This window comes from Collinsella sp. AM28-11LB (assembly GCF_003469895.1).
In the GTDB taxonomy this organism is placed as follows: Bacteria; Actinomycetota; Coriobacteriia; order Coriobacteriales; family Coriobacteriaceae; genus Collinsella.
On record NZ_QSKJ01000003.1, the window covers coordinates 55,994 to 71,022 of the forward strand.

13 protein-coding genes and 1 tRNA gene are annotated in these 15,029 nt (G+C 57.8%); 5 read left to right on the forward strand and 9 right to left on the reverse strand.

Annotation, left to right across the window (positions count from 1 at the left end):
• Positions 1–31 precede the first annotated feature (31 nt).
• Positions 32–1,873, forward strand: coding sequence for a glycosyltransferase (locus DW732_RS03075; RefSeq protein ID WP_118098694.1), 1,842 nt, complete (start codon positions 32–34; stop codon positions 1,871–1,873).
• A gap of 31 nt (positions 1,874–1,904) precedes the next feature.
• On the opposite strand, the gene DW732_RS03080 is transcribed toward DW732_RS03075, so the two are convergent.
• On the reverse strand, positions 1,905–2,834 hold the full coding sequence (locus DW732_RS03080; RefSeq protein WP_118098696.1) for a glycosyltransferase family 2 protein: 930 nt from the start codon (positions 2,832–2,834) through the stop codon (positions 1,905–1,907).
• Between the two features lie 161 nt (positions 2,835–2,995).
• Here DW732_RS03080 and DW732_RS03085 point away from each other — a divergent pair, with 161 nt between their 5' ends.
• The 4 genes from DW732_RS03085 to DW732_RS03100 all read left to right on the forward strand — a co-directional run bounded on the left by DW732_RS03085 (position 2,996) and on the right by DW732_RS03100 (position 6,199).
• Complete coding sequence (locus DW732_RS03085) at positions 2,996–3,841, forward strand: ABC transporter permease (protein WP_233539343.1); 846 nt, start codon at positions 2,996–2,998, stop codon at positions 3,839–3,841.
• 12 nt (positions 3,842–3,853) lie between these two features.
• Complete coding sequence (locus tag DW732_RS03090; protein ID WP_117776189.1) at positions 3,854–4,621, forward strand: ABC transporter ATP-binding protein; 768 nt, start codon at positions 3,854–3,856, stop codon at positions 4,619–4,621.
• Between the two features lie 54 nt (positions 4,622–4,675).
• Positions 4,676–4,752: transfer RNA gene (locus DW732_RS03095), tRNA-Arg, on the forward strand.
• A gap of 265 nt (positions 4,753–5,017) precedes the next feature.
• Complete coding sequence (locus tag DW732_RS03100; RefSeq protein WP_118098700.1) at positions 5,018–6,199, forward strand: AAA family ATPase; 1,182 nt, start codon at positions 5,018–5,020, stop codon at positions 6,197–6,199.
• Positions 6,200–6,287: 88 nt separating this feature from the next.
• Here the strand turns inward: DW732_RS03100 and glf are convergent, their stop codons facing one another.
• The 8 genes from glf to DW732_RS03140 all read right to left on the reverse strand — a co-directional run bounded on the left by glf (position 6,288) and on the right by DW732_RS03140 (position 15,028).
• Entirely contained in the window at positions 6,288–7,412 is a 1,125-nt protein-coding gene (gene glf, locus DW732_RS03105; protein ID WP_118098702.1) for a UDP-galactopyranose mutase, read from the reverse strand.
• Positions 7,413–7,490: 78 nt separating this feature from the next.
• A complete protein-coding gene (gene aroQ, locus DW732_RS03110; protein ID WP_118098703.1) occupies positions 7,491–7,928 on the reverse strand; it encodes a type II 3-dehydroquinate dehydratase in 438 nt (145 codons plus the stop codon).
• An 85-nt stretch (positions 7,929–8,013) separates the two neighbouring features.
• Positions 8,014–9,264, reverse strand: coding sequence for a shikimate kinase (locus DW732_RS03115; protein ID WP_118098705.1), 1,251 nt, complete (start codon positions 9,262–9,264; stop codon positions 8,014–8,016).
• Entirely contained in the window at positions 9,265–10,410 is a 1,146-nt protein-coding gene (gene pheA / locus DW732_RS03120) for a prephenate dehydratase (protein WP_118098707.1), read from the reverse strand.
• Positions 10,411–10,558: 148 nt separating this feature from the next.
• Positions 10,559–11,656 (reverse strand): chorismate synthase, encoded by a 1,098-nt coding sequence (aroC, locus tag DW732_RS03125; RefSeq protein WP_118098709.1) that lies wholly within the window; start codon positions 11,654–11,656, stop codon positions 10,559–10,561.
• A gap of 1 nt (position 11,657) precedes the next feature.
• Complete coding sequence (aroA, locus tag DW732_RS03130) at positions 11,658–12,977, reverse strand: 3-phosphoshikimate 1-carboxyvinyltransferase (RefSeq protein ID WP_118098711.1); 1,320 nt, start codon at positions 12,975–12,977, stop codon at positions 11,658–11,660.
• Positions 12,971–14,077 carry a 3-dehydroquinate synthase gene (gene aroB / locus DW732_RS03135; RefSeq protein ID WP_118098713.1) on the reverse strand — a complete coding sequence of 369 codons (1,107 nt, stop codon included), beginning with the start codon at positions 14,075–14,077 and terminating at the stop codon, positions 12,971–12,973. The genes aroA and aroB overlap by 7 nt, the downstream gene beginning before the upstream one ends.
• A 36-nt stretch (positions 14,078–14,113) precedes the next feature.
• Positions 14,114–15,028, reverse strand: a complete 915-nt coding sequence (locus DW732_RS03140) for a prephenate dehydrogenase/arogenate dehydrogenase family protein (RefSeq protein WP_118098715.1) — start codon at positions 15,026–15,028, stop codon at positions 14,114–14,116.
• Position 15,029 lies beyond the last annotated feature (1 nt).

Here is a 15,029-nt window from a genome sequence, read left to right on the forward strand (position 1 = left end):
AGTTACAACGGCTTTGATTAAGGTATTTAAAATGCAGTTTAAACTTGCGAATGTTGTACTTAAAGTTGAAAAGCATGCAAAGGATTTTCCCGAACTCTACTATCGCGTGCTCTCCGGTGATGTCTCATATAGTGACGATTTTCATTCACTTCATATCAATGGAAACGTTGACTTTCTGACGTATGTGAATGGCTTATCTGCTGGCAAATGGCATCAGTATGCATCTGTTGACAGCGTTGTCTTGCATATGGCTTTATTTGGCAGAGGCCGGGTTGTCGTTCATGGAGTGAGATCTTGCGAACTGAATCCCGTCGAGCTTAAATCGTATCCTTTTGATGGCGATAAAGTTGATCCTTGCGTTCTCGATATCGATATCGATACAACCGGCTACGACTTGATCGGTTTTAGGATTGAGAGTGATGAGGGCTATTCCGTAGACCTCTTGAACGCCTCTTATCTGACTGATGTTCCTGAGGGCTCAATTAACCAGATCAATCTTGCTCTTTCTACTACTACATTTAAGAATGAGCAGTACATTCTTCCGAATATTGAACTCGTTAAAGCGGGCATCTCCAAAGAGGACGGTCCGATTCGCGACCACTTCCACATGTTTGTCGTCGACAATGGGCAGACGCTCGATTTTGCGTCGCTTTCCGATAATCTGGTCACCGTGCTCCCGAACCCCAACACGGGCGGTTCGGGAGGATTCGCACGTGGAATGATGGCGGCTACTGAAACTCCTGATCAGTACACTCACATCATTTTGATGGATGACGATGTCTCTATTATGCCCGAGAGTTTAATCCGCACGTTCAATCTCCTCTCTCTTGCTAAAGGCAAGTTTAAGGATGCCTTTATTAACGGCGCCATGCTCTCAATGGAGGACCCTACTCGTCAGTTCGAGGATGTTTCGTATGTGGCGACCACTGGTGCCTATCGTCGCGTAAAAGAGGACTTGAATGTTGGCAAGCTGTCCGACATTCTCGAAAATGAACGCACGAACGTTGAAGTTGATCAGGCCTATGGGGCTTGGTGGTATAGCTGTATTCCGGTGAAGGCTATCGAAAAGAACGGCCTTCCCATGCCTTTCTTTATCCGCTGCGACGACGTTGAGTTTGGCATGCGCAATAAGCCTGTCTACATGACCATGAATTGCATTTGCGTGTGGCATGCAAGCTTTGAGGGGCGTTTCCGCGCTTCGGTTGACTGCTACCAGTACTTCCGTAACTTCTTTGCCATGATTTCACTCGATGATTGTGCTGATGAGAAAATGTTTGTCCTTCGTATTCAGCGAGGGGTACGTCAGAACTTGCGCGATATGGATTATCAGGCTGCTGAGTTTATCCTTGATGGCTTTGAGGACTATCTGCGCGGCCCTGAGTATCTCCAGAAGCTTGATGGCGCCGCGACGATGATCGGTAAGGGTAGGTTAAACGAAAAGCTGATTCCTGTTTCCGAAATTGATCCAGAGCTTCTTCGCAAGGCTGGGGTTACGGAGCAAGTGCTCGCTAATGTTAATCTGGAATTCCATCCTTCAAAGTTTATGAAGTATTGGAGATCAATTCCTTACGACAAGCACTATCTTCCCGATGCGCTGTTGCGCGGAAAGCCCGGCTATGTGGTCAAGAACGGCAGCTGTACGCTTGAGGGCAACTCGACGCGTTGCAAGACGCTGGTGTTTCTTGATCCGACCCGCGAGAAGGGGTCGGTCCGCACGATGGATCGAGCACGGTTCAAGACCATTCGCCGTCGCGAGCACGAGCTGATGAAGCGCTATCGTAAAGAAGGCAAGAGCGTTAGAGGGGCATGGAAAGATGCCATGCCGTACATGACTTCACGAGAGTTTTGGAAACAGTATTTAGGTCTGAAATAAGAAGAGGTCCGGATTAAGTCCGGACCTCTTCTTATTTTGAATAGGTTTTATAGGCTTGTAGCTCCCATTGCTTTCTTTCCACTTTTGCAACCGAGTCGAGGATAAGCCCCGTTGCCAGGCTCAGCCCGCATAGGAACATGAACGAGACGGCGAGCATTGCGGTGGGGAAGCGAGGAACTAATCCGGTATGGAGGTACTCTGCGACGATTGGTATACCGAGAGCGAGCCCTATGATGGCAAAGATTATCGCGATAAGACTAAAGAACTTGAGCGGGCGATAGTCTTTAAAGAGCGTTCCAATCATTGCGATGACCTTGATGCCGTCGCTGACCGTGTTGAGCTTGGATTCAGAGCCCTCAGGCCGATCTCGATAATCTACCGGCACGTCTTGAATGCGCCAGCGGTGATCGACGGCGTGGATGGAGAGCTCGGTTTCGATCTGGAAGCCCTCGCTCAAAACGGGGAAGGTCTTGACGAAAGGCTTGCTCATGGCTCGATAGCCAGTCATCACGTCGTCAAAGCTGTAACCGTAAATCCACTTGATCATGGCGCGAACAAGGTTATTGCCAAAGCCGTGAAAAGCGCGCTTGTTCTCTTCGGCATAGGTGCCGTTTGACAGGCGATCGCCAACAGTCATATCTGCTTCTCCACTAAGGATGGGCTCACAGAGTGGCTTGGCGGCCTCAGCGGGGTAGGTATCGTCGCCATCGACCATCAAGTAGCATTCGGCATCGATATCGCGGAACATTTGGCGGCACACGTTGCCTTTGCCCTGCCTGGGCTCGTGGCGCACCGTAGCCCCGTGCTGCTTGGCGATTTGCGAAGTGTCGTCGGACGAGTTGTTGTCGTAAACGTAGACAATTGCACCAGGCAGCTCTCGGTGAAAATCGTCGACAACTTTGCCAATCGTCAACGCCTCGTTGTAACAGGGGATAATGACTGCGGTATTTGAATAGTCCATATAGGACCTCCTTTAATGACTCATCTGGTCGAAAGTATACCTATCGCCTGCCCCTTTGATTAGATATGGGTTAGTTCTCCAGATTTGTTGCGGTGGGTTATCGCCTGCGCTGGAGGGCTATACTTTCCACTGTTATGGTTTGCGAGACAAGGAGATGGTCCGTGGCTGACAATGTAGAGAGTCAGAAAGCGGTGGCTAAACCGGCCTCTCACGCTAAAAATGATTTTGAAAAGGACAAGTTCATTCTTAAGCAGCTTGTCACCAAAGATTTTAAAATCAAATATCGTCGCAGCGTTCTGGGCGTGGCATGGTCTGTGCTTAACCCGCTGCTGATGATGGTTGTTATGTCTATCGTGTTTTCGACGATTTTTGGCCAGAGCCGCAATGGGTCAATTACGCCCGAAATGTATCCGTTGTATCTGATTGTCGGCAACATTACGTTCTCTGTCATGTCCGAGTCGACAAACCAGGCGCTTATGTCCATCATTTGGGCCTCTTCTCTGCTCAAAAAGGTAAAGGTCCACCGATGGGTATTTCCGGTGCAGAAGGTGCTGTTCTCTCTTGTCAACTTTTCCTTCTCTTTGGTTGCCGTCGCCCTTGTTATGCTCTTTTTCCGTGTTGTCCCTACCTGGCATTTAATTCTGCTGCCGGTTTGCCTGCTATTGCTCATGTGCTTCTGCATGGGCTTGGGCATGATGCTGTCGGCGCTGGCGGTCTTTTTCCGCGACGTTATGCACCTGTGGACCGTTGTTATCACGGCCTGGATGTATCTGACGCCTATTTTCTGGACCACCGATTACATCAGCCAAATGGCACATTGGATCCAGGTGCTTGTGGTTGTCAATCCCATGTACAACTACCTTCAGTTTATGCGTGATATCTTCCTGTTTAATACTGTGCCCTCTGCACTCACCTTTGGACTGTGTGTTGTTTGGGCTGTTATTGCTCTTGCTATTGGCTATACCGTGTTCCATAAGACCGAGCACAAGTTTATTCTCTACATCTAAGGAGTGCTGTTCATGACTGAATCTGCTATTGATTACAGCAAGCAGCCCCTTGCTGTTGAGGTTAAAGACGTCACCATGATCTTTAACATGGCGTCTGAGTCGCTTACAAACCTCAAGGAGTACTTTATTAAGCTCGCCAAGCACGAGCTGTTCTTTGAGGAGTTCCGTGCGCTTAAGCACATTTCGTTTGATGTGCATCGCGGCGAGGTCGTTGGCCTTGTTGGTACTAACGGTTCCGGCAAGTCTACGATGCTCAAGATCATCGCTGGCGTTTTGGAGCCCAGCGAAGGCGAGGTTAAGGTCCACGGCAATATCGCGCCGCTGATTGAGCTCGGCGCCGGCTTTGACCCGGAGCTTACGGCGCGTGAAAACATCTATCTGAACGGTGCGCTGCTTGGCTATACCAAGGAGTTTATCGACGCTAGCTTTGACGAAATCATCGAGTTCGCCGAGCTCAAAGATTTTGTTGACATGCCGCTGAAGAACTTCTCTTCGGGTATGGTCGCGCGTATCGCCTTTGCTATCGCCACGATTACCGAGCCCGATATCCTAATCGTCGATGAGACGCTTTCTGTTGGCGATGTCTTTTTCCAGCAGAAGTGTGAACGCCGCATTCAGCACTTTATTGAGAGCGGCGACGTCACGGTCTTGTTTGTTTCTCACTCTATGGAGCAGGTTGAGCGCATTTGCCAGCGTGCCGTATGGATCGAGAAGGGCGACCTGCGCATGGACGGACCCGTGGACGAGGTCTGCAAGGCATACCACGACCAGTTCAAGTAGGTTATAATCTTTTAGCCGCGAGAACTTGTAACCGCTTGGACACGCGGCTTTTATGCTCCATTAGCTCAGTTGGATAGAGCAGGGGACTTCTAATCCCAAGGTCGACGGTTCGAATCCGCCATGGAGCACCAATAGAGTTTTTGAAGACCCGGTTTAATGCCGGGTCTTTGCTTTTTGGGACGCGTGCGCGTGCTATTGTTTAAACGTGGGCTGCAAGACATGGGGATGACTTACAGACCTTTTTTGACTCATCCTGCTGTGTATCCTTTGTTGTCCATATTGCTTTATCGATATATTAGTATGGTGTGTGGTGGTTTATCGGTCCACCGATTTCTTTCTGGTGCTACGGTACGCCTTCTAGTGATAGCGGGTGATCGTTCTTCCTAGGAGCCTGCAATGATTGATTATCGCAATCCGTATACGCCCGGTGCCGGCGCGATGCCCAAATATCTTGCCGGGCGTGACGATATCCTCGAATCGGCATCTCTCCAGCTCAAGGCGCTCGCTGCTAACTATCAGAGCCGTTCGCTCGTTTTGTACGGCCTTAGGGGCGTTGGCAAGACGGTGCTGCTTAACTCGATTGAATCAATAGCCGAGGGCGAAGGTATTCTTGTCCGCCATATTGAGGTCGAAGAGAAGAAGGGCCTGATCGCTCCTTTGGCTTCGGCTTGCTGCTCCCTATCGGCTTCGCTTAATAGAATTGAACTCGTTAAGAGTAAATTGGAGCAGATTAAGAACCTGTTTGCATCGTTAACGTTATCTGTTGATGCGGGCGATGGCTCATTGTCTTTGGGCTTTAATGAAGAGGCTCTGGGGGAGGCTCTCGCTTCGTCTCATAATCTATCTGGTGATTTTACCGATGTACTCGTCGTTCTGGGAAAATATGCTCAAGCTGCAGGATCTTCGATTTTTATTGGAATTGACGAGTTGCAATATGCCAGCAAAGAAGAACTTGAAGCCCTTGCATGCGCGCTTCATCGTGCGACCCAGCTTGGTCTTCCTGTTATGTTTGGCTGCGCCGGTCTGCCCAAGCTTCTAAAGATGTTGGGCGAAGCTAAGACTTATTCCGAGAGGCAATTCAGCTTTGTAAAAGTCGACTCGCTTCCTCGTGATAAGGCGGTTGAGGCTATTGTCAGGCCAGCGTTAAAGCTTGACGTGCGCTATTCCGACGAGGCGGTCAGTACCATTATTGACTATACGGAGGGATACCCGTATTTCATCCAGGAGCTTTGTTCGACCATTTGGACTTCATCTGATTGTAAGTTCGTTTCTCTGGAAACCGTGCTCAACTGCACCTCTATAACGGATGCACGTCTTGACGAAGGTTTCTTTAGTGTTCGATATGATCGATGCACTCCAAGGCAAAAAGAGTTTTTGATTGCCATGGTGCGATGCGGCGAGCTTCCTTGTACGCTCGCGAATGTAGCTCACTATATGGGGAGAGACGTTTCATCTATTGGACCCCTGCGAGCTCAATTAATTAGCAAGGGCATGATTTACTCTGCTGCAAGGGGAGAGGTTGATTTTACCGTTCCTCAGTTTGATCGATACTTGAGGCGTACAGAAAGAATTGACTAGTCGATTAAGAAGGAGGCCCGGGGCAGTAGCGAATGAACTGCGCCGGGCCTCCTGTTTGCTCGGGGTGGTTGGCTGAGCGTTCTCGCTCCTACGCCTCAGTCGGCTCCACGCCCAGTTCGTTGCGGACGAGCTCGAAGGCGGCGGCGATGGCCTTGTCCATGTCATAGTACTTGTAGCCGCCCAGGCGACCGGCAAAGATCACGTCGCCCTCCTGCGCAGCCAGCTCCTCGTACTGCTTGTACAGGGTCTCGTTCTTGGCGTCGTTGATGGGGTAGTAGGGCTCGTCGCCGGGCTTCCAGTCGGCCGGGTACTCGCGCGTGATGACGGTCTTGTCCTGCGTGCCAAACTCAAAATGCTTGTGCTCGATGATGCGCGTGTAGGGGATCTCGCGCTCGGTGTAGTTGACCACGGCAACGCCCTGGTGGTCCTGCTCGTCGAGCGTCTCGGTCTCGAAGCGCAAGCTGCGGTACTCGAGCGTGCCCAGCTTGAAGTCGTAGAACGCGTCGATAGGGCCGCAGTAGATCGTCCTGGCGGCGATGTCGGGCTCGGCGGCGATCAGCTCCTTGTACTCCACGCCGCAGCGCACCTCGACGCCCTCGAGCATGTTGGCGACCATCTTGGTGTAGCCGCCCATGGGGATGCCCTGGTAGCGGTCGTTGAAGTAGTTGTTGTCGTAGGTAAAGCGGCAGGGGAGGCGCTTGATGATGCTCGCGGGCAGATCCTTGCAGTCGCGGCCCCACTGCTTCTCGGTGTAACCCTTCACGAGCGTCTCGAAGATGTCGCGGCCGACGAGCGACAGCGCCTGCTCCTCAAGGTTCTGCGGCTCGCCGATGTTCTCGGCGGCCACCTGCTCGGCGATCTTGGCCTTGGCATCGGCCGGCGTGACGACGCCTGGCCACATCTTGGCGAAGGTGTTCATGTTGAAGGGCATGTTGTACATGTTGCCGTGGAAGTTGGCGACCGGCGAGTTGACGTAGTTGTTGAACTCGGCGAAGCGGTTGACGTAGTCCCAGACATCCTTCATGGAGGTGTGGAAGATATGTGCGCCGTAGCGGTGGACCTGGATGCCCTCGACGTCCTCGGTGTAGATGTTGCCGGCGATGTGGTCGCGGCGATCGATGACCAGGACTGACTTGCCGGCGCGCTTGGCGGCATTGGCAAAGACGGCGCCCGAAAGACCGGCACCGACGACAAGGTAATCGAATTGGGACATGGATATGCTCCTTTGTATGTCAATCGAACAGTTACTTAAGTTTTGGGACAAACAAACCTGATTATGTTGTCCCATGGATTAGTGTAGCAGATGCTCTTTCAGCAGCTCCAACGCGTGAGCGTAACCTTGGAGGCCTTCGCCGGTGATGGTGGCGAAGCAGGCCAGGCGGGCGTAGCTTACCTGGCGGAAGTCCTCGCGGGTCTCCACGGCGCTGATGTGGACCTCCACTGCGGGGATGGCGACGGCCTTGAGGGCGTCGAGGATCGCCACGCTCGTGTGCGTGTAGGCCGCCGGGTTGATGACGATGCCGTCGACCTTGCTATAGGCCTCCTGGATTTTGTCAACGATGCTGCCCTCGTGGTTGGACTGGAAAACCTCGACCTCGTTAAAGCCCTGCGCGGCTCCCGCTTCCTGGCAGATCTGGACCAGACGGTCGTAGTTGTCGCTGCCGTAGATGCCCGGCTCGCGAATGCCGAGCATGTTGAGGTTGGGGCCATTAATGACGAGTGCTTTCATGGTTGCTTCCTTTGCGGTTGGGCGGGCGGTGCGGCGGAACGGAAAACCACCACAAAGGTGCCTGTCCCCTTTGTGGTGGTTTTTGCTAGAGGGCTGGTGGAAGGGTGTCGAGGACGGCGACCGCGGTGTTGGCGGCGCAGTCGCGCGAGTCGATGATGTAGTCGGCCCAAGCGCGGTAGCGCGGCATGCGCTGCTCGGCCAGTTTGTCGATACCGTCGCGGGCGGTGATGGGGCGACCCTTGTGGGCGAGTTCGTCGAGCTTGCGGTTGAGCATCACAATCTGGCTGTTCTGGTGCAGCAGCGGGTAGTTCTCGTCTCGCGTGACGACGCCGCCGCCGGTGGAAAGCACCAGGCCGCTGCGATTGGAGATATCGGCCAGGGCCGCCGTCTCCTGCTCGCGGAAGGCCGGCTCGCCGTGCTCGACGATAAAGTCGGCGCAGGGCATGCCTAGGCGCTCTTCAAGCGCGCGGTCCAGATCGATGTGCTCGCGTCCCGTGAGCAGGGCAATCTGCTCGCCCACGCGGGTTTTGCCCGACCCCGGCATGCCGATCAGGGCGATATTCTGCTCGCGGTGGGACAGGCGTTTCGTCACGTCCAGGATGCGCTCGCGCGGGGTGACCTGGCCGGTGTAGCGCTCGACAGCTTGCGCCGCTTGGGCCACAAGCATGAGCAGGCCGCCGATGCAGGGGATGCCGCGGCGCTCCGCCTCGAGCATGAGGCCCGTGCGGGCAGGGTTGTAGACAATGTCGATGGCGCCCTCGAGCGCGCCGAGGCCCTCGAGCGTGCAAGGTGCGTCGGGGCAGTGAGGGAACATGCCGGCAGGCGTGCAGTTGACGAGCAGCGCGGCGTCGGACTGCTGTGCGATGTTGTCGTAGTTAACCTCGCTCGTGCGTCCCACGGGCACCACGATCGCGCCCAGGTCGTCCAGCACCATACTTGCTGTGGTGCCGGCGCCTCCGGTGGCTCCGAGCACGAGGACCTTCTTGCCGGTAACCTCAACGCCCAACTCTTCGACCAGGCACTGGAAGCCGAAGTAGTCGGTGTTGTCGCCTCGCAGACGGCCATCGGGCAGACGCGTAATTGTGTTGACGTTGCCCATGCGTTCGGCGAGCGGGTTCAGTTCGTCCAGGTATTCCATGACGGCGCGCTTGTAGGGAATGGTCACGTTGGTGCCCTCCCACTCGTCGCCGGTCATAAAGGCCGCGAGGTCTTCGGGCTCGCGCTCAAAACGCACGTACTCAAGCCCCGCCAGCTCCTTGTAGATGGTCGGGGTGTAGGTGTGGCCCAGCACGCGGCCCAGCACGCCGTAGGGGCGGGTTGCGGCGGTATCGGTCATCTAGAGCACCTCCGTGTAGCTGCCAAAGTAGGTGAAGCTCTCGCACACGTCGTCGATGGAATCGAGCAGGTCGTCGAGGGCCTTGCTGCCAAAGGGGCAGTCCAGATCAAAGTAGAACATAAACTCAAAGTCGCGGCCGGGGATGGGGCGGCTCTCGAGCTTGATGAGGTTGATATTGAGCGCATAGAAGCGCTCGAGTACGCGATAGAGCGCGCCCGGCTCGTTGGCCGTGGTGATCATGAGCGAGGTGCGGTTGGCGCCGGGGTAGACGCGCGGCTCGCGGCTGATGACGACAAAGCGCGTGTAGTTGTTGTCCGAGTCCTGAATGTTGGGCTCCAGCACCTCCAGACCGTAGAGCGCCGCGCAACTGCGCGAGGCGATGGCGGCGACGTCGGTGCGCTCGGAGTTGGCAACCATTTCGGCCGACATGGCCGTGTTGGGATACTTGGTGGCGTGCAGGTCGTGCGCCTCGATAAAGCCGGCGCACTGGGCAATGGCTTGGCCATGGCTGTAGACCTCGTGCACGTCCTGGAGCTTGGTGCCGGGCTTGACGAGCAGGTTGTGGTCGATCTTGAGGCGCAGCGAGCGCACGATATGGAAGTCGAACTGGGCGAGCAGGTCGTAGACAGCGTTGACCGAGCCGGCGGTGGAGTTCTCGATGGGCAGTACGCCAAACTCGCAGAAGCCGTCGCGTACAGCGCGCATGACACCTTCGAAGGTGTCGAAGAACGCGATATCGGGCACGTCGAAGAGCTTGCACGCGGCGATCTGGCTGTAGGCGCCCTCAACGCCCTGGCAGGCGACGCTGGCAGTCTGGGGGAAGGGCGTGTCGAAGGCCTCGGCAGTGGCGTGGGCCTTTTGCGAGACCGTGATGCCCTTGAGCTCGTTGATATAGCGCTGCTGCTCGGCCTTGCTCATGCTCATGAGGAGGCGGAACAGCGTGATGGTCTGCGCCTCGTAGCGCTCGGGTGCGCGGCTGGCGAGGTTGTTGAGCTTGGAGCGCTCGCGGGCGGGGTCGAAGACGGCCTTGCCCATCTCGATTTTTGATTTGGCGACTTCGGTGGCAATGTCCATGCGTTCGACAAAGCTGCTGAGAAGCGTGGTGTCGATGCCATCGATTGCCTGGCGGATGTCGGCAAGGTCCATGGAGGCCCCTTTCGTAAATCGTTGCCTGGGGTAGTTAATTTGGGACGGGGCTATTTTAGCTACCCCGGCAGCAAATCGGCCAAAACGTCGCGTTAACTGCCGGGGTAGCTAAAATAGCCCCGTCCCAAATTAACTACCCCAGGGTGGGTTAGCGCTGGGCTGCGTCCTCGAGGAGGGCATCCCAAATTGCGAGGGCGGCGGCTGCCTCGGCTACGGGGACGGCTCGGGGGACGATGCAGGGATCGTGACGACCGTGGACCGAGAGTTCGACATTTTCCATAGCGTCCATGTCGACCGTCTGCTGCTCGCGGCTAATGGAGGGCGTCGGCTTTACGGCCATGCGCCACATGACGGGCGCGCCGGTCGAAATACCGCCCAGAATGCCGCCGGCGTTGTTGGATTCGACCTCGATCTCACCGGTCTCGGCATCGATGCGATACGGATCGTTGTTCTCGCTGCCGCGCAAGGCGGCCACGGCAAAGCCCATGCCAAACTCCACGCCCTTTACGGCGGGAATGCCAAACGCGATCTGTGCGATGCGGTTCTCGATGCCGTCGAACATGGGGTCGCCGATGCCCGCAGGTAGGCCGTAGATGCCGCACTCCACGATGCCGCCGATGCTGTCGAGTTCGTCGCGCGCGGCTAGGATCTCCTCGCGCATGCGGCCGGCTGCGGCGGCGTCAATGCACGGCAGATCGTTCGTAAGGATTGCCTTGCGGTCGGCTTCGCGATAGACCATGTCGTCCATGGGCAGGTCGGAGATGCCGCCGATCTGCGCCACGTGCGCCATGACCTTGATGCCACGGGCTTCGAGTGCCTGCAGCGCGATGCCGCCGGCGATGCACAAAGGGGCCGTTAGGCGGCCGGAGAAATGCCCACCGCCGGCGACGTCGTGCATGTTGTGGTACTTCACGCGGGCAGGAAAGTCTGCGTGCCCGGGGCGGGGCTTGCGGCGCAGCTCGGAATAGTCCTTGGAGCGCGTGTTGGTGTTCTCGATAATCGCTGCGATAGGCGCGCCCGTGGTGTGTCCATCGACCACACCGGCTATGATATGCGCGGCGTCGGCCTCGTTGCGCTTTGTCGCGGTCTCGTCGCGGCCGGGGGCGCGACGGTCCAAAAAGGCCTGCAGCTGCTCCTGGTCAACGGCAATACCAGCGGGGATGCCATCGAGCGAGCAGCCGATGGCGGGGGAGTGCGACTGACCAAAGATGCTCAGGTGCAATACGTTGCCAAAGGTCGAGGACATGCTATTCCTCCTCGAGCGTGACCTTGCCGCCCAGCAGACGGTAGTGGTCAAAGAAATCGGGATAGGACTTGTTGACAGCCTCGGCGCCGTGGATCACAACTTCGCCGGTGGCACGGCTCGCGGCGATAGCGGCCATCATGGCGATGCGATGGTCGTTGTGCGAATCGACCTCGCCGCCGGTAAAGGCATCGACACCCTTGATAATGAGGTCGTCGCCGGCAATGCGCACCTGTGCGCCCAATGCGATGAGCTCGCGGGTGGTGGTGACCAGACGGTCAGATTCCTTGATGCGCAGGCGCGCACAGTCACGGATGAACGTGCGGCCCTGAGCCAGCGAGGCCACGGCCGAGATAACGGGTACCAGGTCGGGAATGTCGTGGGCGCTCATCTCAAAGCCGGCGAGTTTGTCGGACTGCACTGTGGCGGCGTTGGTGGAGCGCACGATGCGGGCGCCAAAGCGCGAAAGCGCGGCAAGTACGTTGCGGTCGCCCTGTGCGGAGCTCAGCGACACGCCCTCGACGGTGATGGGGTCGGTGCCGATGGCACCGGCGCACAGCCAAAAGGCGGCGTTGGACCAGTCGCCCTCGACGGCTACGCTGCCGGGCGTGCGGTACGAGCCGCTGCTCACGCGGAAGTTCGTGATCTCGGGCTGGCCGTCATTGGCGGGGATGCGCTCGACGTTGACCTCGACGCCGAAGGCCTTCATGGCCTGGATCGTCAGGTTGATGTAGGGGCGGCTCTCGATAAGGCCGCATACCTGCACGCAGGAGGGCTGGGCGAGCAACGGGGCTGCCAGCAGCAGGCCGGAGATGTACTGCGAGCTCACGTTGCCCGGCAGCACAAAGGTGCCCGGGCGCATGCGTCCGCTCGTCTTGAGCGGAAAACCGCCCAGACCCTGTAGATCGCAGCCGGCGGCGATGATCTCGTCCGAGAGCGGGGAGAGCGGGCGGGCGCCCAGGCGGCCCTGGCCTACGAAGGTGGCATCCGCACCCAGCGCGCAGGCGACAGGAAGCATAAAGCGCAGCGTGGAGCCACTTTCACCGCAGTCGAGCGTGCCGCCGGCAAGGGCCTTGAGCAGGCCAAACTCAATACTCTTCATGGTGGGGTGAACCTGGAAGCCGTCCTCGACGGTCTCGATACGAGCACCTAGGGCCGTAAGGCAACGCACCGTAGCCTCGATGTCGGCGCAGGTGGTGTTGCAGGCGACGTGTGTCTCGCCGTTGGCAAGCGCCGCGCAGATGATCAGACGATGCGCCATCGACTTGGACGCGATGGCGGGAACGGTGCCCTTAAGCGGGGACGGGGTGATGCGGGCTAGCATGCGAATGCGTCTCCATTCTGGCCGAGGCCCTCGGCAATGAGTTCGTGGAAAGTGGAAAGCGGCGTGCGGTCGATGCTGCAGCGGCCAATGCCGTGCGGAATCACCAGGTCGATGGTTTCGCCCGCGCGCTTCTTGTCGTGGAGCGCTTCGGCAAAGACGGCATTGGCATCTAGGTCGCAGCGGGTCTTGAGGCCATGGCGGGCGCAGAGCTCCTCAATACGACCGGGCAGTGCAGCATCGCAAACGCCGTGCAGGGCTGCGGCGCGCGTGATGATGCCCATGCCGATCGACACGCAGTTGCCGTGTCCGAGCTCAAAGTGCTCGCAGGCCTCGACGGCGTGTCCGGCGCTGTGTCCAAAGTTGAGCAGCTTGCGCTGGTTGGTCTCACGCTCGTCGGCGACGACCACGGCGCGCTTGATGTCGATGTTGCGGGCGATGATAAGCGCCACGCGGGCCACATCTTGGTTGAGCAGCTTCAGCGTGAGCGGGGTCTTCTCCAGCTCGGCGAAAAGCTCCGGGTCGGCGATCACGGCGTGCTTCACAACCTCGCCGCAGCCGTCGGCGAACTGTTCGGGCGTGAGGGTGGCCAGACATCCAACATCGGCGATAACAACACTCGGCTGCCAGAAGGCGCCCGCGAGGTTTTTGCCGGCAGCCAGGTCGATTGCCGTCTTGCCGCCGACCGACGAATCCACCATGGCGAGCAGGCTTGTGGGGATCTGCACAAACTTACAGCCGCGCATGTAGGTGGCGGCCACAAAGCCGGCAACGTCGCCCACGACGCCGCCGCCAAGCGCCACGATCACATCGGAGCGCGAAAGCTCGTGCTCGGCCACAAACTCTAAAATGGCAACATAGGTTTCGGCGCGCTTATGGGCCTCGCCGGCTTCGAAGGTGCAGATGCTCACCTCGTAGCCTGACGCCTCCAGGCTCTGCTTAACGGGCATCTGGTAGAGCGGGCCGACGTTGGTGTCCGTCACGATGACGGCTTTGGTGCCGCCGGCAGTGGCGCGCACGATCGGTCCCGCCTGCTCCAGCAAAAACGTGCCCACATGCACCTGGTAGGGGCGTGCGGTGTCGATATCGATGGTAATCGCCATAAGCTTCGGTCCTTTCGACCTGGCGTGATAGGTGGTCTAGTGGGAGGCCTCGTCGTCGAGTGCGCGCTTAATGCGGTCGCCCTCGGCAAGGAGATTCTCCAGATAGCGCTGGTCGCGGTCCTTGAGTGCACGGCTGTAGGCGCCAAGCGACTCGATCAGATGGTCGATCTCGAAGGCGAGCGCGTCGGCGTCGTCGATCATGAGCTCTGACCACATTTGCGGGTTGAGGTGCGCTACGCGGGTGAGGTCGCGGTAGCTGCCGGCCGAAAAGCCGTGGTGGACCTGAGCTGTGGGGCTTTTGACGTAGGCGTTGGATACCACGTGCGCGAGCTGGCTCGTAAAGGCGATGACGCGGTCGTGCTCGGCGGCGCTCGTTACGCTGAACTTGCCAAAGCTCAAGGGGCGCACCATCTCGCGCACCTGGCCCAAAAGCTCCAGCTTAAGGGCGTCGTCCACCGCGGGCGGTACAAGCACGAGCGGTGCGCCCTGGAACAGGTCGGCGCGGGAATGCGCGTAGCCCGAGAACTGCGTGCCCGCCATGGGGTGTGCGCCCACAAAGTAAAAACCGTGCTCGCGGGCAAGCTCAAAGGCCCGCTCGCACACAATGCCCTTGACGCCCACGGTGTCGATCACCACGGGGCCCATGATGGCATCGGTGTCGGTGGCGTCGGCGAGCGCCTGGGCGTGCACCTCGAGCCACTCGATGCAGGCCTCGGGGTAGCAGGCAAGGACGATGATGTCACATTCGCCGAGCGTCTCGTCGTTGAGCTCGCCGGCAACGGTGCCCATGCTGGCGGCCGTCATCACGTCATCGTCGGGGTCCCAGGCAAGCACGCGGACGCCTGCCTGCGCGTAGCCGCGGGCAAAGCTGCCGCCGATGAGGCCCAGGCCGACGATGCCGGCACACTTGGGACCGCCCTGGTTGACGCGTGCGTTTCTCACCGTACCCATG